General features: G+C 64.5%; 17 protein-coding genes. 1 reads left to right on the forward strand and 16 read right to left on the reverse strand.

What is annotated here, in order from left to right:
- The first annotated feature begins 30 nt into the window (after positions 1–30).
- On the forward strand, positions 31–1,851 hold the full coding sequence (locus tag ABY454_RS04050) for an aminopeptidase P family protein (protein ID WP_372928894.1): 1,821 nt from the start codon (positions 31–33) through the stop codon (positions 1,849–1,851).
- Here ABY454_RS04050 and ligA read toward each other — a convergent pair whose 3' ends face one another.
- The 16 genes from ligA to ABY454_RS04130 form a co-directional block, all read right to left on the reverse strand.
- A complete protein-coding gene (ligA, locus tag ABY454_RS04055) occupies positions 1,852–3,963 on the reverse strand; it encodes an NAD-dependent DNA ligase LigA (protein WP_372928895.1) in 2,112 nt (703 codons plus the stop codon).
- Positions 3,964–3,975: 12 nt separating this feature from the next.
- Positions 3,976–5,658, reverse strand: coding sequence for a DNA repair protein RecN (gene recN, locus ABY454_RS04060; RefSeq protein WP_372928896.1), 1,683 nt, complete (start codon positions 5,656–5,658; stop codon positions 3,976–3,978).
- A gap of 10 nt (positions 5,659–5,668) precedes the next feature.
- On the reverse strand, positions 5,669–6,544 hold the full coding sequence (locus tag ABY454_RS04065; protein WP_372928897.1) for an outer membrane protein assembly factor BamD: 876 nt from the start codon (positions 6,542–6,544) through the stop codon (positions 5,669–5,671).
- Positions 6,545–6,745: 201 nt separating this feature from the next.
- Positions 6,746–7,696 carry a UDP-3-O-acyl-N-acetylglucosamine deacetylase gene (gene lpxC, locus ABY454_RS04070; RefSeq protein ID WP_372928898.1) on the reverse strand — a complete coding sequence of 317 codons (951 nt, stop codon included), beginning with the start codon at positions 7,694–7,696 and terminating at the stop codon, positions 6,746–6,748.
- Positions 7,697–7,992: 296 nt separating this feature from the next.
- Positions 7,993–9,714, reverse strand: a complete 1,722-nt coding sequence (ftsZ, locus tag ABY454_RS04075; protein ID WP_372928899.1) for a cell division protein FtsZ — start codon at positions 9,712–9,714, stop codon at positions 7,993–7,995.
- A 75-nt stretch (positions 9,715–9,789) separates the two neighbouring features.
- Entirely contained in the window at positions 9,790–11,043 is a 1,254-nt protein-coding gene (gene ftsA, locus ABY454_RS04080; protein WP_372928900.1) for a cell division protein FtsA, read from the reverse strand.
- Positions 11,044–11,104: 61 nt separating this feature from the next.
- Positions 11,105–12,100, reverse strand: coding sequence for a cell division protein FtsQ/DivIB (locus ABY454_RS04085; RefSeq protein ID WP_372928901.1), 996 nt, complete (start codon positions 12,098–12,100; stop codon positions 11,105–11,107).
- Positions 12,088–13,023: a D-alanine--D-alanine ligase gene (locus ABY454_RS04090; RefSeq protein ID WP_372928902.1), complete on the reverse strand. Its 936-nt coding sequence runs from the start codon at positions 13,021–13,023 to the stop codon at positions 12,088–12,090. The genes ABY454_RS04085 and ABY454_RS04090 overlap by 13 nt, the downstream gene beginning before the upstream one ends.
- A 149-nt stretch (positions 13,024–13,172) precedes the next feature.
- Complete coding sequence (gene murB, locus ABY454_RS04095; RefSeq protein WP_372928903.1) at positions 13,173–14,084, reverse strand: UDP-N-acetylmuramate dehydrogenase; 912 nt, start codon at positions 14,082–14,084, stop codon at positions 13,173–13,175.
- Positions 14,081–15,511, reverse strand: coding sequence for a UDP-N-acetylmuramate--L-alanine ligase (murC, locus tag ABY454_RS04100; protein ID WP_372928904.1), 1,431 nt, complete (start codon positions 15,509–15,511; stop codon positions 14,081–14,083). The genes murB and murC overlap by 4 nt, the downstream gene beginning before the upstream one ends.
- An 8-nt stretch (positions 15,512–15,519) precedes the next feature.
- Positions 15,520–16,620, reverse strand: a complete 1,101-nt coding sequence (gene murG / locus ABY454_RS04105) for an undecaprenyldiphospho-muramoylpentapeptide beta-N-acetylglucosaminyltransferase (protein WP_372928905.1) — start codon at positions 16,618–16,620, stop codon at positions 15,520–15,522.
- Positions 16,617–17,795: a putative lipid II flippase FtsW gene (gene ftsW / locus ABY454_RS04110; protein ID WP_372928906.1), complete on the reverse strand. Its 1,179-nt coding sequence runs from the start codon at positions 17,793–17,795 to the stop codon at positions 16,617–16,619. Before ftsW ends, murG begins: the two co-directional genes overlap by 4 nt.
- A complete protein-coding gene (gene murD / locus ABY454_RS04115) occupies positions 17,792–19,207 on the reverse strand; it encodes a UDP-N-acetylmuramoyl-L-alanine--D-glutamate ligase (protein ID WP_372928907.1) in 1,416 nt (471 codons plus the stop codon). The genes ftsW and murD overlap by 4 nt, the downstream gene beginning before the upstream one ends.
- Before the next feature lie 12 nt (positions 19,208–19,219).
- Positions 19,220–20,308 carry a phospho-N-acetylmuramoyl-pentapeptide-transferase gene (gene mraY, locus ABY454_RS04120; protein WP_372928908.1) on the reverse strand — a complete coding sequence of 363 codons (1,089 nt, stop codon included), beginning with the start codon at positions 20,306–20,308 and terminating at the stop codon, positions 19,220–19,222.
- A 24-nt stretch (positions 20,309–20,332) separates the two neighbouring features.
- Positions 20,333–21,751: a UDP-N-acetylmuramoylalanyl-D-glutamyl-2,6-diaminopimelate--D-alanyl-D-alanine ligase gene (locus ABY454_RS04125; RefSeq protein WP_372928909.1), complete on the reverse strand. Its 1,419-nt coding sequence runs from the start codon at positions 21,749–21,751 to the stop codon at positions 20,333–20,335.
- Positions 21,744–23,201, reverse strand: coding sequence for a UDP-N-acetylmuramoyl-L-alanyl-D-glutamate--2,6-diaminopimelate ligase (locus ABY454_RS04130; protein ID WP_372928910.1), 1,458 nt, complete (start codon positions 23,199–23,201; stop codon positions 21,744–21,746). Before ABY454_RS04130 ends, ABY454_RS04125 begins: the two co-directional genes overlap by 8 nt.
- Positions 23,202–23,273: the final 72 nt, after the last annotated feature.

Consider the following 23,273-nt stretch of genomic DNA (forward strand, 5'->3'; position numbering starts at 1 on the left):
GGACCGACGCTTCGGCTTACAAATCCGGCCATGTATCAGAGTTTCGATGAGGCCAGCGCTCCGGCGGCAAGCAGCGACCGGGTCCAGGCATTGTTGCGAGAGCTGAAGTCCCGGCGACTGAAGGGCTTCCTCGTTCCCCATAGCGATCAGCACCAGAACGAATTTCTGCCTCCTGCCGACGAGCGCCTGGCTTGGCTGACCGGGTTCGCCGGGTCCGCCGGCATCGCCATTGTCACCGACAAGGGCTCGGCGCTGTTCGTGGACGGCCGCTACATTCTTCAAGCGCCGGAGCAGGTCGACACCAGCCTCTTCGAGGTGTTGCAGGTCCCGCAAGCCAAACCGTCGAGTTGGATCAAGGAGACGCTGGTGCGCGGCAACGCGGTGGGCTACGACCCGGCGCTGCACACGATCAAGGAGATCGATCGGCTTACCAAGACGCTTGGTGCCGCCGGCATCCGGCTCAACCCGGTCGCGGATAATCCGATCGACAAGCTTTGGGGCTCGGACCGGCCGAAACCGCCGAGCGCACCGATCTATCTTCAGCCGCTCGAATTCGCCGGCCGCAGTCCGGCCGAAAAGATTGCGCAAGTGCAGAAGACGCTCGCCGAAGACGAGCAGGACGCGGTGCTGCTGACGGCGCCAGACTCCATCTGCTGGCTGTTCAATTTCCGTGGCGGCGACATCAAACACACGCCCGTGGCGCTTACGTTCGCCATTGTGCCCGCGTCCGGCCGCCCCACCCTGTTCATCGATCCGGGCAAGGTCGGCGACAACGTCCATGGTGCGCTCTCGGGCTTCATCGACATTGCCGAGTCGGAGGCCCTGGAGGAAAAGCTGAAGGCGCTGGCCGAGGGAGGCGCGAAGGTCCGGCTCGATCCGGATCAGGTGTCCATGCGTTTCGCCCGCATCCTGGAAGAGAACGGCACGAAGTTCGTTGCCGGCGACGATCCGTGCACGCTGCCAAAGGCCATCAAGACGAGGGCCGAGATCGAGGGTGCACGCGCGGCACATTTGCGCGACGGCGTGGCCATGGCGCGCTTTCTCGCTTGGCTCGACGAGGTGTCTGAGTCCGGGCGCGAGGACGAAGTCTCGGCGGCCATGAAGGTCGAGGACTTTCGCCGTCAATCAGGCCAGCTCAAGGACATCAGCTTCGACACCATCGCGGCCTCAGGGCCGCATGGCGCCTTGGTGCATTATCGCCCGTTGAACGCCACCAAGCGCGTACTCGACAAGAACTCGCTGTTTTTGATCGACTCCGGCGGCCAGTATGTGGACGGCACCACGGACATCACGCGCACGGTCGCGGTGGGCAAACCCACGGCCGAGATGAAGCGCCACTACGGGCTGGTGCTGAAGGCATACATCGCCGTTGCGTCGGCGCGCTTCCCCAAGGGCACCCGCGGCCAGGATATCGATCCGTATGCGCGGCGCCCCTTATGGGAGGCCGGCCTCGACTTCGACCACGGCACGGGGCATGGCGTCGGCAGCTATCTGTCGGTGCATGAAGGCCCGCAGCGCCTGTCCCGGCTTAGCACCGAGGAGCTGAAGCCCGGCATGATCCTGTCCAACGAGCCCGGCTATTACCGAAAAGGCAAATACGGCATCCGGCTGGAGAACCTGATACTGGTCACGCCGCTGGAGAAGATCGAAGGCGGGGAGCGCGAAATGATGGGCTTCGAGACGCTGACCCTCGTGCCGTTCGACCGGCGACTCATCGACCCGAAACAGTTCGAGCCCTCGGAGCTCGCCTGGCTGAACGACTATCACGCTCGGGTGCGCCGAGAGATCGAGCCGCTGGTCCTCAGCGACGACCGACCCTGGCTGCGCCATGCCACGGCGAAGATCGGCTAGCTAGCCGATCAGCTTGAGCCATTCGTCTTCCGTCAGCACCGCGACGCCTAACGCTTTGGCATTTTTGAGCTTCGAGCCGGCGCCGGGGCCCGCCACCACATAGTCGGTCTTCTTGGAAACCGAGCCCGCCACCTTGGCGCCGAGACGTTCGGCACGGGCCTTGGCCTCGGCCCGCGTCATCTGCTCCAGCGTGCCGGTGAACACCACGGTCTTGCCCGAAACCGGCGAGGCGTGGTCGACCGCCTCTAGGGCTTCCGGGCTCACCTCTTTCAGCAAGGCCTCCACCACATCCACGTTGTGCGGCTCGCCGAAGAAGTCGGCGATGGCCGCGGCCACGGTCGGGCCGATGCCTTCGATGTTCTCAAGCTCGGCGAAGGCTTCACTGTCACGAGCCTTGGCGGCGGCGCGCATGGCCTTGAAGAAATCCTCCGCAGTGCCGTAGGTGCGCGCCAGAAGACGCCCGGTGATCTCGCCAACATGGCGAATGCCAAGCGCGTAGATGAAGCGATCGAGACGCACATCGCGCCGGGCCTCGATGGCGTCGAACAGTTTCTGTGCCGAAGTCTCACCCCAGCCCTCGCGCTCGCTGAGTTTCTCCTTCGCGTCCCTATCGCGTGCCTGAAGCGTGAAGATGTCCGGCGGCGATTGGATCAACCCTTCGTCGTAGAACGCCTCGATGTTCTTCTCGCCGAGCCCTTCGATGTCGAAGGCGTTGCGCGAGACGAAATGCTTCAGCCGCTCCACACGCTGGGCCGGACAAATGAGCCCGCCCGTGCAGCGGCGCACCACGTCCTGCTTGCCGGTGCGCTCGTCGACCTCGCGCACCGCATGACTGCCGCAGGCCGGGCACACATCGGGAAACTTGAATCGTTTCGCGCCCCTAGGGCGTTTTTCTCGCACAGGCCCAAGAATCTGCGGGATGACGTCGCCGGCGCGCTGCAACACCACCGTGTCGCCAATGCGCACGTCCTTGCGCTCGATCTCATCCTCGTTGTGGAGCGTCGCGTTCTGCACCACGACGCCCCCCACTGTGACCGGCTCCAGCTTGGCGACGGGGGTCAGCGAGCCGGTCCGCCCTACCTGGATCTCGATGTCGCGCAAGATCGTCGTCGCCTTCTCGGCCGGGAATTTGTGCGCGATGGCAAAGCGCGGCGAGCGGGAGACGAATCCGAGCCGCTCCTGAAGATCGAGCCGGTCGAGCTTGTAGACAATGCCGTCGATGTCATAGTCGAGCCCCGCCCTTCCCTCCTCGATCTCGCGATAGGTGTCCAGCATCTCGTCCACGGAGCTGGTGAGCTTCGCCAGCGGGTTCAGCGGAAAGCCCCAATCCGCCATGGCCTGATAGACGCCCCATTGGGTGTCCGCGGGGAGCGCGGCGACCTCCCCCCAGCTATAGGCGAAGAAGCGCAAGGGCCGCAAAGCCGTGACGGCGGGGTCGAGCTGTCGGAGCGAGCCTGCCGCCGCGTTGCGCGGATTGGCGAACGGCCGGTTGCCGGCCTTCTCTTGCGCGGCGTTGAGCGCCTGAAAGTCGCTATGGCTCATATAGATCTCGCCGCGCACCTCGAAGGGATCGGGAAACCCGCGTGCGTCCACCTCTTTCGGAATGTCCTCGATGGTGCGGACATTGGCGGTGACGTTCTCGCCCTCATAGCCGTCGCCGCGCGTCGCCCCTTGCACCAGGCGGCCGCCCTCGTAGCGGAGCGTGATGGAGAGACCGTCGATCTTCGGCTCGGTGGTGAAGGCAAGCTCCGCCTCCGCGTCCAGCCCAAGGAAGCGCCGCACGCGTTCGAGAAAATCGCGCACGCCGTCGTCGTCGAATACATTGCCGAGCGAGAGCATGGGCACACGATGGGTGACCTTGCCGAAGGCCTCGACCGGCGCGGCGCCAATCTTCAGTGATGGACTGTCATCACGGACAAGGTGCGGAAAGCGCGCCTCGATCGCCTCGTTGCGCTGGCGGAGCGCATCGTACGCGGCGTCGGAAACCTCCGGCGCGTCCTTGCGGTAATACAGCGCGTCGTGATGAGCAATTTCTTTGGCGAGCCGCGCCAGCTCCTGCGTGGCTTCGGCCTCGTCGAGCTTCGCCACGGGCTTTGTCTCTTTCTTGCTCATGCTTTCAGAGTCTTATGCCGACTTGCGCATAAGCCGGTCGGCGGCCGCGCGGGCTTCGTCGGTAATGGTTTGGCCGGCCAGCATACGGGCGATCTCCTCGCGGCGATGCTCACCCTCAAGCACCGCGACCCGCGTGGCCATGGCCTCGCCCTTGGGCCCTGCGACCGTTTCCTTGGCAATCATCAAGTGCCCAGCCGCGAGCGCGGCGACTTGCGGGGCGTGGGTCACGGCCAGCACCTGGACACTGTCCGCAAGTCCCGACAGGCGTTCGCCGACAGCCGCGGCCGTAGCGCCGCCGACACCGGAATCCGCTTCGTCGAAAATGAGTGTCGGCGCCGACCCGCGCGCGGCGAGCACCACTTTTAGGGCCAGAATGAAACGCGCCAGCTCGCCGCCCGAAGCGACCTTCATCATCGGACCGGGATCGGTGCCTGGATTGGTGGCGACCCAGAAGGCGACGCGGTCGACGCCGCTGGGGCCGCCTTCGGCGAGGTCCACAGCATCAATGTGGGTGACGAAGCGCGCCTTCTCCAGTTTGAGTGGCGCAAGTTCCGCAGCGACCTCTTGGTCCAGCCGCTTGGCCGCCTTCGCGCGCGCCTTGCTTAAAGCGAGTGCCGCTTGTTCGTAGGCTTTCCGCGCTTGCGCGGCGGCTTCGGCAAGCTCAGTCGCGCGGCCCTCGCTGGTGTCCAAGGCTTCGAGTTCTGCTTGAAGGCGTTCGGTGAGCGCCGGCAGATCGTCCACCCGAACGCGATGCTTGCGGGCCACGGCGCGCAAGGCAAACAGCCGCTCCTCGGCGCGTTCCAGATCGGCCGGCTCGAAGGCCGTCAGCGCCAGCGCCTCTTCGATCTTGTCACTGGCGGCATTGGTCTCGTTCAGAACACGTTCGAGCGTCTCCGCCACGCCGGTCAGCACGGGACCGCCGGAGTCCGCCTGGCGCTCGAGCCGGCGCAACGCCGAGGCAAGGCGGGCACCCGCCGTCCCCTCCCCTTGGAGCGCGTCCATTGCCTCGTTCAAGTCGCCGGCGATCTTCTCAGCGTTCATCATGAGCTGACGCCGCGAGGCCAGCGCCTCTTCCTCGTCCGCCTCAGGCGCCAAGGTCTGCAGCTCCTCAAGCGCATGCGCCACGTATTCGGCATTGGCACGGGTGGCGGCGATCTCGCTTTCGTGGCGGGCGCGGGCGGCGTCCGCCTCGCCCCACGCCTCGTAGAGTTCGGCAAGCTTGGCGGCGTCCGCCCCCAGTCCCCCGAACGCATCGATGAGATCGCGATGCCCGCTCGGATCGATCAGCGCCCGCTCGTCATGTTGGCCGTGGATCTCGACCAGCGCGCGCCCCACTTGGCGCAAGAGCTGAACGCTGACGCCCGTGTCATTGATGAAGGCCCGGCTTCGGCCGTCATTGCCTTGCACGCGGCGCAGGATGAGCACGTCATCTTCGATTGCGATGCCGTTTTCGGCGAGCAGTGCCAGAACTGGATGGTCCGCCGCCAGTTCGAAGGTCGCCGTCACTTGGCCCTGCTCCACGCCACGGCGGACGAGCGAAGCATCGCCCCGCGCACCGATGGCCAGAGAGAACGCATCGAGCAGGATGGATTTGCCTGCGCCGGTCTCGCCGGTCAGCGCGCTGAGCCCTGCGCCAAACTCCAGGTCGAGCTTGTCGATCAGAACGATGTCGCGGATCGACAGGGCGGCTAGCATGACACGCCCGTTAGGCTTCGCCGCCGCCGTTCCAGACTCGGGTGATCCAGGAGCCTTCGTACTGTTGGGGTTCCAGTCCGCGCTTTCCTAGGAGACGGTAGGCGTGCTTGTACCACTTACTGTCCGGAAAGTTATGGCCGAGCACGGCGGCAGCCGTCTGGGCCTCGTTGACGATACCTAAGGCCATATAAGCCTCCGTCAAACGCATCAAGGCCTCTTCGACCTGTTCTGTGGTTTGATACGACGTCACCACGGTGCGGAAGCGGTTGATTGCCGCGAGAAAGTTGTTCCGGCGCAGGTAGTAACGGCCGACCGTCATCTCGTTGGCGGCCAGCAGATCGCGCAGGATTCGCGCCCGGTTGCTCGCCTCACCCGAATAGCGTGAGTTGGGGTAGCGCTGCAGCAGCTTGTCGTACGCCGCCAAACCCCGGCGCGCGAAGGTCTGATCCCGCTTCGGGTCCAGCACCCGGTCATAGTAGGCCATGCCGATGATGTTCTGCGCCATGGCCGATTCTTGCGTGCCCGGATGGAGGGTCAGATAGCGGTCGGCCGCCCCGATGGCCTCATCATATTTGCCCGCTTTGTAATAGGCGTAGGCCGACATGACGATGGCCTGCCGCGCCTCCGGGGAATAGGGGTGATTGATATCGACCTGCTCGTATTTGCGCGCGGCCTCCTGGTAGTCGCCCTCGTTGATCAGGGTTTCCGCATCGCCGTAGATGGCGTTCGGCGGGCCGGCGCTCACTATTTCGGCGCTGTCATCTCCGCTGCCGAAAATCGAGCTACCGCAGCCGGCCAGAAGCCCGGCAGCCAAACAGGTGCCAAGCCCACACCAGCGCGCAACTCGCGGCGCGAACGCCCGACGCGGCTCTTCCGGACTGACCATGCTACCCCTCAAAACCGTCCCCCTCGCGCATCGGTCTTTGCGCGCAAAATCCGCCCACGGCAAGCGCTAACGCGGGCGAGCCCCACCAAATCCCCGGATTATGGTGTTTTTTTGCTCTGACCGGGCATCAGCCCGACGCACAGCAATAGTGTCGGCGGCGAACCGCCCCAAGGCCTGTCTTCTTCGAAAGTGGACGCTCCGCTAGCTGCGGTCGGCAGCGAAGTTCGCTACCGCCAGGCGGTGGCTGAGCTCGGCATGGCGCACTTCGCGGTAGCGCGGCGCCTCGACCATGGTCCAGGCATCGGCATCGGCGAACAGCGCCTTGAGGACCAGCGCATTCAAGCGGTGTCCCCCATGCCGGGAGCGATAGGCGCCGAGAATGGGAGCGCCAGCCAAGGCAAGATCGCCAACCGCATCGAGCGCCTTGTGGCGGACGCATTCGTCGGCGAAGCGGAGGCCTTCACGGTTGATAATCCGGTCATCGCCGATGGCCACGGTGTTCTCAAGGGAGGCACCCAAGGCCAGACCCGCCGCCCACAGCCGCTCGACATCCTTCATGAAACCGAAGGTCCGGGCGCGGGAAATCTCGCGGCGGAAGGAGCCGGGATTGACGTCCATCTCAAGCTTTTGCTTGCCGATCAGCTTCGTCTCGTAATCGATCTCGACGTCGAGATGGAAGCCGTTATGCGGGACCAGCTCGCCAACGGCGCCGCCGTCCTCCACGCAGATCGGCTTCAGAACCTTCAAGAAGCGGCGCGGCGCATCGAGCTCGGTCAGCCCAACCTCGTCGATCGCCTCAACGAAGGGGGCGGCGCTACCGTCCATGATCGGCACTTCGACGCTATCGATCTCAATCAGGGCATTGTCGACGCCCAGGCCCCGCAGGGCGGCCAGAACATGCTCGACGGTCGCAACGGACGCGCCGTTGCCATCGCCGAGCACGGTGCACAGGGTCACGCCTGTGACCCATTGCTGGTCAGCCGCAATCTCGATCCCGTCGGAATCACCGTTGGAAATCAGGAAGCGAAGGCCGGTATCGCCATCGGCCGGGCAAATTGAGATGGAAACTGGCGCTCCGCTGTGGACGCCTGTGCCTGTCAGTGAAATTTCGCAGGCCAGCGTCGTCTGGCGTGCCCCGATGAAACCCTTCATGGCCCCCAATGGCCCCCGCGCCGTCTATGGTCCCTACTTAGCTCGGAGAACCCGAGCCCCCATCGAGCAGCGCTTCCTGGCACTTATTTCGGACCCTCTATTGCGGGGTCAAGCGTGCCTTTTTAGCTCTGCCGATCAATCTATTAGGAACCATAACCTTCGGGGTTTGGGGCTACAAATCACGGTTTCTTACACTGTATTACGGTCTAAGACTCCGCTTAGGCGCTTGATTCAAAAGACCATTTCAGTCCCGACGAGGCATTGGCCAGGCACTTTGGTTAACGCCTGGCCTCACCTCAGTTCGCGCGCCTGCGCAAAAACGCTGGGATTTCCAAGTCGTCATCGTCAAACGATTCTGCCGTTGCGGCGGCGGCCACCGCAGCGCCACCCCGTGCGACCCTCGGCGGACGCATCACGTTCGCCGGCTTGGGCAAAGACGGCGCTGCCGCCTCTCGCGGGGCATCGATGCGCACGCCGCTGGGCGCGGGGCTCTCGTCCACCACAAGGGCTTCGTCGCTTACGCGCTGGCCAAATTCTGGTTCGAGCTTCGACGGCATCTCGGCATCCTCCTCTTTGCGATTTCGTCCAACGCTGGCCAAGCGCTCTAGGAAACCGACTTTGCGCTTTTGGGCCGTGATCCCATGGGCTTGAGCGTCTACTTCCTTCTGGGCCCTGATCGCCTTCTGGGCCACGACCGGAAGTTCCTCTACACTGGGCATGCGCCGGACCGGCCGCTTAATGGCGGCGGGCGGGGCCGGCTGGAAGTTCTTCTGGGGCTCGGGCGCGGGCTTGGCTTGCGCTTGCTTGAGCGGCAAGGCGATGCCCGTTGCCTGGGCCGGACGCTTCTCGATGGTCACATTGCCCGGCGCGCGCCAGACCTGAGGTTCCTCAGGCGTCTCGGCCGGAACCATGAGGCTTTCGTCGAGATCAACGGGCGGCTCGTCGGCGCCTGCGCTGGGCATCGTGGCGAGGCCCGCCAGGCGCTCAGCCAGACGGCCGTGATCGGGCTGCTCCCCTGCTGCGATTTCCGTGGCAGGCTCAATATTCGCCAGTGCAGAGCCAATGCCGGTTGCCACGACGGAGACGCGGATCATGCCGTCGAGCTCGTCGTCATAGGTCGCACCGACAATGATGTTGGCTTCTTCGTCCGCCTCGGTGCGGATGCGGCTTGCGGCCTCGTCGACCTCGTAGAGGGTGAGATCGCTACCGCCGGTGATGGAAACAAGCAGTCCGCTCGCACCCTTCATGCACACATCGTCAAGCAGCGGGTTGGAGATGGCCGCTTCGGCCGCATCGACCGCGCGGCGGTCGCCGTTGGCCTCGCCCGTACCCATCATCGCCTTGCCCATACCAGCCATGATGGTGCGGACATCGGCGAAGTCGAGGTTGATCAGGCCTTCCTTGACCATCAAGTCGGTGATGCAGCCCACGCCGGAGCGCAGGACATCGTCGGCCATGCCGAAGGCATCGGTGAAGGTCGTCTTCTCGTTGGCGATACGGAACAGGTTTTGGTTCGGGATGATCAGAAGCGTATCGACGTATTTCTCCAGTTCCTCGATACCGGCCTCGGCGGCGCGGAAACGCCGCGAGCCCTCGAACTGGAACGGCTTGGTCACAACACCGACGGTGAGGATGCCTTCCTCGCGGCTGGCCCGTGCGATCACAGGCGCCGCGCCCGTGCCGGTGCCACCGCCCATGCCGGCGGTGATGAATGTCATGTGGCACCCGACAAGATGCGCCTTGATGTCGGCCATGGCCTCCTCGGCCGCGGCGGCGCCAATCTCGGGCTTCGAGCCGGCACCGAGACCTTCGGTGACGTTGGCGCCCATCTGAATGCGGCGCTCGGCGGATGAGCTCATCAGAGCCTGAGCGTCGGTATTGGCGACGACGAACTCGACCCCATTCAGGCCGCGTTCGATCATGTTGTTGACGGCGTTGCCGCCAGCGCCACCCACACCAAACACGGTAATGCGCGGCTTGAGTTCAGTCAGATCTGGAACTCTAAGATTGATAGTCATGGCGGCTTCCAATCCTTGCGAATTGTCCCTTGCTATAGGCTCAAGCTGGCTTTTCCCGCTTCGAGCTCGTGTCCTTTAAAAGTTCTCCATGATCCACTCGCCAACTTTGGCGAAGTAGCCTGTCCCCGTACGCAAGAACCGTTGCTCGGTGCGGACACCGAGTCTTTCATCGCCGCGCGACCAATGAAGGAACAGACCGATCGCGGCGGAGAAATTCGGCGCAGCGGCTGCTGGCGGCAAACCTGTCATCGCCCTCGGGTGGCCAAGCCGCGCGGGGCGTCCAAACATGTTCGAGGCAAGCTCCGGTAGGCCGGTGAGCTGGCTGCCACCGCCGGTCAGCACCAGGTGCTGGGCGACGTCGGCGGCAAGTCCGCTCTCGGCGAGCCGGCGGCGCATCATGTCGAGGGTCTCCTCGACGCGCGGCCGGATGATGCAGGCGAGCTGTGCCTTGGTGATCTGGTTGAGGTTTCCTTGCGCCGTGCCGGTGACGCAAGGATAGGTGATTATCTCGCGCTCGTCGGAGAGCGTGGCGAAAGCGCTACCATGCAGCGTCTTCAGCCGTTCGGCATGCTCCATCGGCGCGCCCAGCGTGCGGGCGATATCCGTGGTGATGCCGTTGCCGCCAAGCGCGATGGCGTCGGCGTGAATGAAATGTCCGTCGGCGATGACCGACAACGTCGTCGTGCCCGCGCCGAAGTCGATGCAGGCCACACCAAGCTTGGCTTCGTCCGGGGTAACGACGGACAGCGCACTGGAGTAAGGCGCTGCGACGAGACCGGCGACGCCCAGATGACACCGCTCGACGCAGAGGATCAGGTTACGCATGGCCACGTCGTCTGCGGTCACGGTATGCAGGTCGACGGATAAGCGCTCGCCGCACATGCCGTGGGGCTCGCTGATGCCACCGTTCTCATCGAGACGATAGCCGGTCGGCAAGGCATGCAGGACGGTGCGCTTGTCGCGGGCGGCATATTGCCGGCCGCCGGCCAGAAGCCGATGCACGTCGTCCTCGCGCACGGCGCCGGACTGCAAGGCCACGCTGGCCGAGAAACTTTCGCTCTTCAGACGGCCGGCCGTCACAGAGACGTGGACGTCCTCGACAACCACACCGGCCATGCGCTCGGCGGCATCGACCGCGGCGCGGATGCACTGCTCCGCGCTATCGAGATGCGTCACCATGCCGGACTTCAGGCCTTCGGCGCGCGTATGATCGAAACCGAGAACCTCGAAATGCACGGCGTCACCGTCGCCTTCGAACCAGTCGGGCGCGGCCGAGGTCTTGCCGATCAGGCAGCAGACTTTGCTCGTGCCGATGTCGAGTACGGTCACGATGCGCTGTCGCTTGCTTCTGATCGTCGAGCTGTATGTCATCCCCCTGCCCTCAAGCCTCTTATGTTTTGCCTTTAGGCGTGGTGCCGGTTGCCACGGTGGGCACATCACTCGGCGCAATGTCGTCGGGAGGCACGATGGCCGCTTCGCGCGTGCGCACGGTAATCCGGTCGAGCAGCCGCAAATCGATGACCGACCAATCTCTTTCGAGAACACCGTGCTCTTGCTGAAGTTCCGTGAGGGACTGAAGCGCGACCTCGATATTGTCGTCGGGCAGCATGATCTCCGTGCCCGTGCGCAATTTCAGCGTCCAACGGCGATCGCCGACCCGGAGGGCCGCGAGCATTTTCTGCTTCAGCTGGTCATAAGACTGGAGCGTGGCGTAGAGCGCGGCGGCATGTTCGCTGGCGCCTTCGCCCACGACGAGGGGTAAGTCCGGATAGGCCTGCGGCAAAGCGGGCGCGAGCACGACGCCCTGATCGTCGACCACAAAGGTCTTCCCCTTGTTCTGCCAGACCGCGTAGGGCTCGCGCTCCTCGATCATCACTTGCAGCGTGGAGGGCAGAAGGCGCATGACCCGCGCATGCCGGATCCACGGTACGGCCTCCAAACGCGCCTTGGCGGCGTCGGTGTCGAAGGCGAGCATTAGGGTCTGCGGACCGGCGCCAAGTGCGGCGGTAATGGCCGAGTCCGTGGCGTTTTGCTGACCTTCGACGCTGACGCGCTTGACGCCGAAGCCCACGGCCACCGCAACGTGTTCGACGCCGGCCACCGCATAGTTGAACAGCACGCCCGTCTGGCCGCCGATAATGGCGCCATAGACGACCGCACTGGCAAGAAATAGGGCACTCAGAAGCAGCCACTTCCCGCGGACGGGGTCGCGGCCGGTGCGGCCGAGGCGCAGGCTCCTGGGCTTCAGACCGATCAGGGCTCTCGTACCGCTCAGAGCCGGAAGGCGGCGTGAAGCGTCCCGCGGCGCGGCGATACCGCGCGCGAGCAGGGCCTCTTGCGACCGTCTTCCTCTGGCGTGACCCCTAACCGGGCCTAACGATTGCACGACGCGTCCTCCACGATCCAGCGCACCAACTCTCCAAAAGAGCGGCCGCCATAGGCCGCGAGCTCGGGCACCAGAGACGTGGAAGTCATGCCAGGTTGGGTGTTGATCTCTAGGCAGATCAGCTCCCCCGTGCCGGCCGGCCGGTCGTCGAATCGAAAGTCGGACCGGCTAACCCCACGACAGCCCAGTGCCCTATGAGCCGCTACCGACAGCTTCTGTACCAATTGGTAAACATTTGGTTTAAGCGGGGCCGGGAGCACATGAATTGAGCCTCCTGGGGCGTATTTCGACTCATAGTCGTAGAAGGCGAGCCCGTCCGCAGGGCGGATTTCGATGACGCCCAAGGCCTCCTCGCCCATCACGGCACAGGTGAGCTCGCGGCCGGGGATGAACCGCTCGACCATGAGTTCCTCGCCGAGGGCCCAATCGGCGGAATTGAGCTCTTGCGGGGGGTGCTCCTGGTCCTCGCGGACGATGTAGACGCCCACGGACGAGCCTTCGGCCGGGGGCTTGATCACGTAGGGCGGCGCAATGACGTGCCCTTTGGCGGCTTCGGCACGGGCAACCACGCGGCTTTCGGCCACCGGCACGCCGGCCTCGCGCAAGGCCGCCTTGGCGCGTTCCTTGTGCATGGCAAGTGCTGAGGCCAGCACGCCGGAATGCGTGTAGGGCAGCCCCAAATACTCCAGGACGCCCTGGATGCAGCCATCCTCGCCATAACGGCCATGGAGCGCGTTGAAGCAGACGTCAGGCGCGATCTCGGCAAGCCGCGCGGCCACGTCTTGGCCGACATCGACTTTGGTGACCTTGTAGCCCTCGCCCTCCAGGGCCTCGGCGCACGCTTCGCCAGAGCGTAAGGAGATCTCCCGTTCCGACGACAGCCCGCCCATGAGCACGGCGACGTGGGTTTGCCTCTTCGTCATGCCAAAGCCCCCAATTGCTTAGTTGGCGTGCACAAACGCGCCCGACCCCGCGCCGGACGCGCAAATCACTTGGGACCAAATCACTTGAGACCCTGGTTACCTGTATTCGCGCCGAATGGCACGAGGGAGGCGGCAGAAAAACTGCGGCTTCAGGCGGGCTTGCCGAGGCGCTTGATTTCCCACTCAAGCTCGACGCCGCTCGTCTCCTTGACGCGCGCGCGCACCGTCTCGCCGAGCATTTCGATGTCGGCGGCCGTGGCCTCTCCCTCGTTGATGAGGAAGTTGCAGTGCATCTCGGAGACCTTCGCGTCCCCTATTGTCAGCCCCCGGCAGCCGGCGGCATCGATGAGCTGCCACGACTTGTTGCCAGGCGGGTTCTTGAAGGTGGATCCGCCCGTGCGGCTCTTAATGGGCTGCACCTCTTCGCGGTAGGCGGCGATGTCGTCCATCTCCGCAAGAATCTTCTCAGGGTCGCCGGGCTCACCTTGGAACAGCGCCTCGGTGAAGATGTAGTCGTCGGGCACACCGCAATGGCGGTAGCTGTAGTGGAAGTCCTCGACCGGCAGCACATGGATGTTGCCATCGCGGTCCACGGCGCGTGCCTCGATGAGCACCTCGCAGGTCTCGCTCCCATGCGCCCCGCCATTCATGCGCAAGGCGCCACCAACGCCGCCCGGAATGCCGCGATAGAACGACAGCCCGGCAATGCCCCCTTCGGCGGCCGCGCGCGCCACCCTGACGTCGGGCACCGCCGTGCCGACGCGCAAGCGATGGCCATCCTCGACCTTGATCTCGCCGAAGCCGCGGCCAAGGCGCATGACCACGCCCTCGATCCCGCCGTCGCGTACCAGCAGGTTCGAGCCCAGCCCAATCATGGTGATGGGTGTGTCCGCAGGGAGTGTCTTCAAGAAATAGGCAAGGTCCGCTTCGTCGGCGGGCGAATAAAGCACTTCGGCCGGGCCGCCCACGCGGAACCAAGTGTAGTCCTTCAGCGGCGCATCGCCTCTGAGCCGTCCACGCAGGTCCGGCATGGACGCCGTCAGCGTCTCGACCAAGCTCACGCCTTACCCCCGTGCTGCTTCAGCTGGGCGGGAAGTGCGTTGATCCAATCGGTGATAGTGCCGGCGCCGAGCCCCACGACGAGGTCGCCGTCCTTAGCGACCGAGGCGACGGCGGCCGTCAGCGACTCTTCGTCGTCGACCATGAACACATTGGGGTGGCCGTGACGGCGGAGCCCCGCCGCCAGTTCGTCGCGGTCGATACCGGGGATCGGCGGCTCGCCCGCGGAGTAGACCGGCGTCAGGATCACGATGTCGGCGTCGTCGAGGCAGGCGGAGAACTCGTTGAACAACGACTGGAGCCGCGTATAGCGATGCGGCTGCATGACCGCGATGATGCGGCCATTGCCTGCCGCACTCGCCCCGCGCAGGACAGCGGCGATCTCCACCGGGTGATGGGCGTAGTCGTCATAGATGGCGATGCCTTGCCACGCGCCGACGCGGGTAAAGCGCCGCTTCACCCCGGAGAAGCCAGCAAGCGTCGTGCGGATCACCTCGTCGCTCACGCCCGCTTCCGTGGCCACCGCCAACGCGGCAATCGCATTGAGCGCGTTGTAGTGGCCCAGAGTCGGCAGCGTCAGATCGCTGAGTTCGCGGGCACCGCCTGCAACACCTGAGCCCAGGCGAACATCGAATGTCATGGTGGCGTGGTCGGGGCGCACATTGAACAGCCGAATGTCGGCCGAGCGCGACACGCCATAGGTCAATGTGCGCCGCCCATTTTCTGCGCCGCCCAGAGTAGCCATAAGACCGCGTACGACGGGATGGTCGATGCATGCGACAACGACACCGTAAAAGGGGATCGCCTCGATGAACTGCTCGAAGGCCTCATAGAGCACCTCTTCGGACTCCCAAAAGTCCATGTGCTCGGGATCGATGTTGGTAATGACGCCGATCTCTGTCGGGAGTTTTAGAAACGTGCCGTCGGACTCGTCGGCCTCGACCACCATCCATTCGCCTTGTCCGATGCGCGCGTTGGTGCCCCAGGCATTGATAATGCCGCCCGTGATGACGGTTGGATCGCAGCCGCCGCCCTGCAATAGGTCCGCGATGATGGATGTCGTCGTGGTCTTGCCGTGCGTGCCCGTCACCGCCACCGTCGTGCATGGGCGCATGAGCTCAGCGAGCATCTCCGCACGGCGAATGATCGGAATACCGCGCTCCTTGGCCGCTTCGAATTCCGGGTTCCCCGACTTCACGGCACTGGAGATCACCAGATACGAGGCGCCTTCAATATTGCCCGGATCATGACCGATGAGGCAGGCGATGCCGTGATCGCGCAAGCGCTGAAGGTTGGCGCCCTCTTTCAGGTCGCTGCCTTGTACGCGGTAGCCGCGCGTATGCATCACCTCGGCGATGGCGCTCATGCCGATACCGCCAATGCCCACGATGTGGAACAGGCCTGTCGTTTGTGGCGGGGGCAGATGCATCGATGCGTCTATTCTTCGGGCCCCGCCAGCTCCTCGACGAGGTTGGCGAGTTTCTTGACTGCATCGACATTGGCCATGGCCTTGGACCTCGCTGCCGTCTTGGCCAACATGTCCGGCGCGCCAAGAAGCCGGGCGAGTTCCTCCGACAGATTCTCCGGCGTGATGCCCGATTGGGGCATGCACCACCCGCCGCCGCTTTCCTCAAGACGCGTTGCGTTCTCCAACTGATCGTTGTCGAGGGCGTGGGGCAGCGGCACCAGCAGGGCCGGACGGCCAATGGCCATCAGCTCGGCCACGGTCGAGGCCCCGGCACGGGAGATCACCAGATGGGCGTTGGCGATGCGCTCGGGCAGATCGCGGAAGAACGGCGCCACGTGCGCGGCAATATTGGCTTCCTTGTAGGCGGCGCGGAGTTCGTTGAGGTCCTCCGGCCGGGCCTGCTGCACGACCGTCAGACGCCAGCGCGCTGCTGAGGGCATCATCTCCATCGCCGGCGGCAAGACCTCGGAAAAGAAGCGCGCGCCTTGGCTGCCGCCGAACACCAGGACCAGAAGCCGCCCTGCCGGTTCGGGCGGCGCGTAGGGAACGTCGCGATATGAGATCACCTCATCGCGCACCGGATTGCCTGAGACGATCGAGCGCTTCTGCGCGCTGCGGCGCAAATATTTTGTCGACGGGAACGACAGCGCGATGGCGTCGGCGAAGCGGGACAACATGCGGTTGGCGCGCCCCATGACGGCGTTCTGCTCGTGGATGACGGTGGGAATGGCCAGCGACCGCGCCGCCATGATGGGCGGGACCGTGGGATAGCCACCGAAGCCCACGACCACGTGCGGCTGCACCATTTCCAGGAGCCGCCGGGCGCGTAGGAAGCCTTTGCCCAAACGGCCGAGCGTCTTCGCGACGGCAAGCGGTGCGCGGCTCGTGAAGGTCGCCGATGGGACCCGGTAGATGGCGCGAGCTGGAAAATCCGTGCCGTACTGCTCGGCGCGCTCATCGGTCGCGAGCTCCACGGCGAAACCGCGGCGCGTCAGCTCCTGGGCCAAGGCCGTGGCGGGAAAGAGATGTCCTCCCGTGCCGCCAGCGGCAAGAAGAATGGTCTGAGTCAAGCCGTCTGCCCCCTCGCCCCTGCGGTCTGCGCCCCGTGCCGTTCGCGTGCCGAATGCTTCAGCCGTCCGGCCATGGGCCGTTTCCGGGTGAGCCCCAGCGCGAACCCCATGGTCAACGCCATGGCGAGGAGCGACGTACCGCCATAAGAGATGAACGGCAAGGTCATGCCCTTGGCCGGGAGAAGGCCGACATTCACGGCCATATTGATCAAGGTCTGCAAGCCAAACAACATCACGAGTCCCGCCACGGCGTGCCGGATGAACCCGTCAGGCTCTTGAGATGCCTTGGACAGACCACGCAGCACAATGAAGGCGAATAGAGTCAGCAAAATCAGGCAAGCAATCAAGCCATACTCTTCGGCGGCGACGGCAAAGATGAAGTCCGTATGGGAGTCCGGCAGGACGTCTTTTACGGTCCCCTCGCCGGGTCCCCGCCCCAGCCAGCCCCCGTGGAGGAAGGAATCCAGCGATCGGTCCGATTGGTAGGTGTCGCCGGAGGCCGGATCGATATGGCGGTCGATGCGCGAGGCCACATGCGGCAGGAGGAGATATGCCGCCACGACGCCCGCGGCGCCGAGCGCGATCAGGGCGGCAATCCAGAGCATATTGATGCCCGCCATATAGAGAAGCGCGCCCCACACCAGACTGACGAGGAGCGTCTGGCCAAAGTCCGGCTGGAGCATCAAGAGCACAGCGAAGACGGCGTAAAGCGCGATTGCAAACTCGAGACTGGGCACGTCCTTGCGCTTCTGGCTTTCGTTGAAGAGCCACGCGGTGAGCACGATGAAGGCCGGCTTCACGAACTCCGACGGCTGCAGCGAAAACGCGCCGACCTGGAGCCAGCGCTTGGCGCCCTTCACCTCGGGCCCGAAGAAGAGAATGCCGATCATCAGAGCGATGCCGATAAAGAAGATCACGAGACTGGTGCGCCTGATCTGCTTCGGCGTCAGCGTTGAGGCGGCAAACATGACGGCGACCGCGGGCAGGAGCATCATGGCGTGACGCCGCACGAAGTAGAACGACTCCAGGTCGAGCTTCTCGGCAATCGGCGGGCTGGCAGCCAAGGACAAGACAAGCCCGGCGCCCATGAGCAAGAGAAGGCCAAAGAACATCAGGCGGTCGACGGTGAACCACCAGTCGGAGAGGATGCTCTTATCGGCGCGCGTGATCCTCATGCCGCCTTCCCTCGCTGCGTCACGCTCGTCGCGCCGTCGAGTCCTAAGACAAGCTCACGGAATGCATCGCCCCGCTTGGCGAAGTTATCGAACTGATCGAAAGAGGCAGACGCGGGCGACAGCAGCACGACGGGCTCGGACGCGTCCGAGCCGCCCGCATCGCGCGCGGCGTCCGTCACGGCGCGGTCGAGGGTACCGCAGACGACATGAGGTACGGCATCGCCCAGCTGATGCGCGAAGTCCTCCGCCGCCTCGCCGATCAAATAGGCGCGCGTAATTTTGGGATAGAACGCTTCAAGCCCGGCAAGCCCGCCATCCTTGGCGCGGCCACCGACAATCCAATAGATGTCGTCGAAGCTGCCCAGCGCCTTGCCGGCGGCATCCGCGTTCGTTGCCTTTGAGTCATTGACGAACAGCACATTGCCCACGCGCGCCACCTGTTCCATGCGATGGGCAAGGCCGACGAAACTCTTCAAGCCTTGCTGAATGGCAGCGCCGTCCAGTCCCATGGCGCGAGCGAGCGCGTAGGCGGCGGCGGCGTTCTGCCAATTATGCGCGCCGCGCAAAGACCCGATGCCGGCGAGATCGGCGCGGCCGACCTCTTGCCCGCCTTCCATTTCGAGCAACACGCCGTCCTTCGCCCAAACGCCATCTTCGACGGCGTGTCCAACGGCAATGCGCTTCACGGCAAAGGACCCGCGCAAGTCGTCCGCGATAGCCCGGCAGGACTCGTCGTCGACGCCGATAACGGCGGTTCCGTCCGGCGGAACCTGCGCAAAGATGCGCGCCTTGACGGCGGCGTAGTTCTGAAGCGTGCCATGCCGGTCGAGATGATCCGGTGTGACGTTGAGAAGCGCCGCGGCGTCGGGCGCAAGCGAGGGCGTCAGGTCGATCTGGTACGAGGACAGCTCCAAGACATAGGTCATGTCGGGGGTGAAGGACTGAAGGTCCAGCACCGCCTTGCCGATATTACCGCCAAGGGCCACCTGCTTGCCGGCGGTATCCAACAGATGCGCGGCAAGCGCCGTGGTGGTGGATTTGCCGTTGGTGCCGGTGATGGCGATGACTTTGCTGCCGGCGCCGGATTTGGCGCGCTCGCGGAGGAACAGCTCCACATCGCCGATGACTTCGATCCCGGCGCCCTTTGCCTTCCTCACGCTCCAATGCGGCTCGGGATGGGTCAGAGGGATGCCCGGCGCAAGGACGAGGGCGTCGAACTTCGAAAAGTCGGCGGCCGGCAGGTCGCGCACGGCGAAACCTGCGGCTTCCGCCTCATCGCGCGCCTTCAGCTTGTCGTCCCAGACCACGACGTTGGCGCCGCCGACGTCCAGCGCGCGGGCGGTCGCAAGGCCGCTTAGCCCTGCTCCAACGACCGCAACCTCGCTGCCGGCGAAGATCGTTACGGGAATCATGATGGCCTGAACTTAGCGCAATTTCAGCGTCGCGAGACCGGCCAGAGCCAGCACCACAGAGATAATCCAGAAGCGGATAACGACCGTGGATTCGGGCCATCCCTTCTGTTCGAAATGGTGGTGCAGCGGCGCCATGCGGAACACGCGTTTGCCGAACATCTTGAAGGAGAAGACCTGCACGATCACCGAGGCGGCCTCTAGAACGAACAGACCGCCGACAATGGCCAGCACCAGCTCATGCTTGGTGGCGACGGCGATGGTGCCGAGCGCCCCGCCGAGCGCCAGCGAGCCGGTATCGCCCATGAAGATCAGCGCAGGTGGCGCGTTGAACCATAAGAATCCGAGTCCTGCGCCGACGAGCGCCCCGCAGACAATGGCAAGCTCACCCGTCCCGGCCACGAAGTGGATCTGAAGGTAGTCGGCGAAGAGCGCGTTGCCGACTACATAGGCAATGAAGCCGAACGTCGCTGCGGCGATCATCACCGGCACGATCGCGAGCCCGTCGAGACCATCGGTCAGGTTCACTGCGTTGCCCGCGCCGACGATGATGAACGTCCCGAAGATAATGAACAGCCATTTGCCCAGCGGGATCATGAAGTCCTTGAAGAACGGAATGGCGATCGAAGTGGAAAACGGTTCCTCGCCAAAAGACGCAATGACATAGGTGGCGACGAGCGCGGCGGCGGTTTCGACGACGATCTTGATCCGTCCGCGGAAGCCGTCCGCCGACTGCCTGGTGACTTTCAGGAAATCATCGAAGAGGCCGACGGCGCCGTAGACAAGCGTTAGCAGCAGCACGACCCACACATAAGGGTTGCCCAGATTGCCCCATAGCAGCACCGAGGCCGCGACGCCGGACAAGATCATCAACCCGCCCATGGTTGGCGTTCCCTGCTTCTGCAGGATGTGCCGCTCGGGTCCTTCTTTGCGGATCGGCTGGCCTTTGCCCTGACGGACACGCAAGGACCGGATTACCCGCGGCCCAAACAAGAAGACGAACAGAAGCGCGGTGAGGACCGCGCCTCCCGTCCGGAAGGTTATGTAGCGGAAGACATTAAAGACAGAGGAGTCCGGCGCCAGCTCGGCCAACCAATAGAGCATCGCCTTTCCCCCTTCTTCGGCGCCTTACGCCGAAACGCTTTCCGCCTCGAAATGGCGCGTCAACGCCTCGACGAGCGGGGCCATGCGGCTGCCTAAAGACCCCTTGACCATGATGACGTCCCCTGGCCCCACCGCTTCGAGCAATTTCGGAGAAAGCTCCTCCGAGGACTTAGCATAGCCGCCCTGGCGCCCCGCGGGGAGCGCCTGGAACAGTGAATCCATAAGCTCGCCGCAGGCAAAGACAACATCTACCCCCGCCTCGTCAACGGCTTCCGCGAGCCCGGCATGCAGCTTTGGTCCCTCCGCGCCCAGCTCCAGCATATCCCCCAGAACCGCGACCCGCCTCTTATAGGCATCGCGCGGCGCAAGTCCGAGCGTCGCCAGGGCCGCCCGCATGGAGGCCGGGTTGGCATTATAGGACTCATCGACGATGGCCACCGGCCCCGATTTCGTCTGGATGACGCGGCGCTCCCCCCGGCCGGCTTGGGGCTGCATGACGCCAAACGCCTCGGCCGCCTTTGCAAGGTCGGCACCCGCCAGCTTTACCGCCGCGAGCACGGCAAGCGAGTTCTGGACGAGATGGCGTCCTGGCGCACCGAGACGGTAGTCCACCGTCTCGCCCATGATATCGGCGCGCACTTGCGAGCTTTCGGGGGTGAGATCCGCCGAGATCAACCTTGCGTTTGCGCCTTCGTCCTCGCCGAACGAAACAATCTCAGCCCCGTTCTTGCGCGCACGGGCCGCCAGCCGCTCATAATGCGAATTGTCACGATTGATGATCGCCGCGCCGCCCGGCTCGAGCCCGTGAAAGATCTCGGCCTTGGCATCGGCAATCTCTTCCACGGAGTCGAAGAAGCCCAAATGCACCGGCGCCACGGTGGTGACGATGGCGATGTGCGGCCGGACCAGCTTCGTCAGCGCGTCAATCTCGCCGGCGTGGTTCATACCGACCTCGAACACGCCATAAGCAATGTCTCTTCGCATGTTGGCGAGCGTGAGCGGCACGCCCCAGTGATTGTTGTAGGACTTGGAGGAGGCATGCACCGTGCCGCTGGGCTCAAGCGCGCGCCGCAAAGCCTCCTTGGTGCCCGTCTTGCCGACACTGCCGGTCACGGCAATCACGACGGCGGCTTCTGCCCGATCTCGGCCCGCGCGGCCGAGATCGTTGAGCGCGTCGAACGTGTCAGTCACCCGCACCAGGCGTTGTTCATCGCTCGGGTGATAGGTCTCTTCCACCACGGCGCAGGCAGCGCCTGCATCGAGCGCGGCCGGTATGAACTCATGACCATCCCGATTGAGACCGCGAATGGCGATGAACCCCTCACCCGACTTCAGGCTGCGGCTGTCGATGGAGAAACCGGAAACCCTGCTGGCGGGATTGCCTTCGCTGCGACCGCCGGTGGCAACCAAGATCTCTCCTAAGGTCCAGAGCGGATCAGCCAAGTTTCGCCTCATCGTTTAGCGCGGCGGACACCGCCTCGTGGTCGGAGAACGGAATGACCGTCGTGCCGACAGTTTGACCGGTCTCATGTCCCTTGCCGGCCACGAGCAGCACGTCGCCCTTCTCTAGCATGGCAACGGCTTCAACAATGGCCTCAGCGCGGTCGCCGATCTCGATGGCCCCGGGGGCCGCGGCAAGAATCTCGCGGCGGATATCGCCTGGGTCCTCGTTGCGCGGATTGTCGTCGGTGACGATGGCAATGTTGGCCTTGGCGACTGAGGCGGCACCCATCTCGGGACGCTTGCCTTTGTCGCGGTCGCCGCCGCAACCGAACACAACAAGGAGCCTGTTCCTGACATAGGGCCGCAACGCATCGAGCGCCTTGGCCAGTGCATCGGGCGTGTGAGCGTAATCTACGAAAATGGGCGCACCGGCCGGCGCGGTGCCGGCCAGATCGAGCCGGCCGCGCGCGCCTTGTAGGTTCTCAAGATGCGGCAGCACGTCGGCGGCGTTCGCGCCCGTGGCCATGACGAGACCCGCCGCGACAAGCGCGTTGGCCGCTTGGAAGCCACCCACCAATGGCAGACGCACGTCATGACGCTTGCCGCCGTGTTCGATGCCGAGCACTTGAGCGAAGCCGTCAATGTCGTCGGAGACGAGACGCAAGGTCTCCCCGGCACGCCCGACAGTCATGACATCGAGCCCGTGCGCGTTCGCGACATCGGCCACACGCACACTTCCATCGCCATCCATGTCGATGACAGCGGCGGCGCCCGGCGCGAGCAGCGTCGTGAACAGGCGGAGCTTCTGCGTGAAGTAGTCTTCGAACGTCGCGTGATAATCTAGATGGTCGCGCGAAATGTTGGTGAAGGCGCCCGCCGCTAACGTCACGCCATCGATGCGCCGTTGCTGCAGACCATGGCTTGACGCTTCGAGAGCGAGATGTGTGACCCCGCCTTTAGCGAGCTCCGCAAGAAGCCCCTGAAGCTCGATGGGTTCGGGCGTCGTGTGGCGCAACACTTTCGTGCCGCGCGGTGTGACGACACCGATCGTGCCAAGGCTTGCCGCTTCGAAACCGCGCGCCGCCCAGAGCTGACGCACGAACGACGCAACGGATGTCTTGCCGTTGGTGCCAGTGACCGCCACGACGGTCTCGGGCTGCGCTCCGAAAAAACGCGCGGCGATCAGCGCGAGCCGCCGGCGCGGATCGGCGTCCGCAATCACCGGCGCGCTCGTTTCCGGATGCACACCTTCGGGCACGAGAATAGCGGCCGCGCCGCGCGACACGGCGTCGGCGACAAACCGTGTCCCATCCGCATTCACACCGGGAAGCGCCGCGAAGAGATAGCCGGGCGCGACCTGCCGGCTGTCCGCGGCAAGCCCCTTGATCGGCGTTGCAGCCAGCGATGCCGGCAGCTTCGCCTCCGGTCCGATCAACTCACCCAAGGTCATGGTTCGATTGCCGGCAACCGGCTGTTATCTAAGAATAATTCCAAAGGCGCGCACGCCTCAGGACAAGGGGGA

Source organism: Methyloceanibacter sp. (genome assembly GCF_041573655.1).
Lineage (GTDB): Bacteria > Pseudomonadota > Alphaproteobacteria > Rhizobiales > Methyloligellaceae > Methyloceanibacter.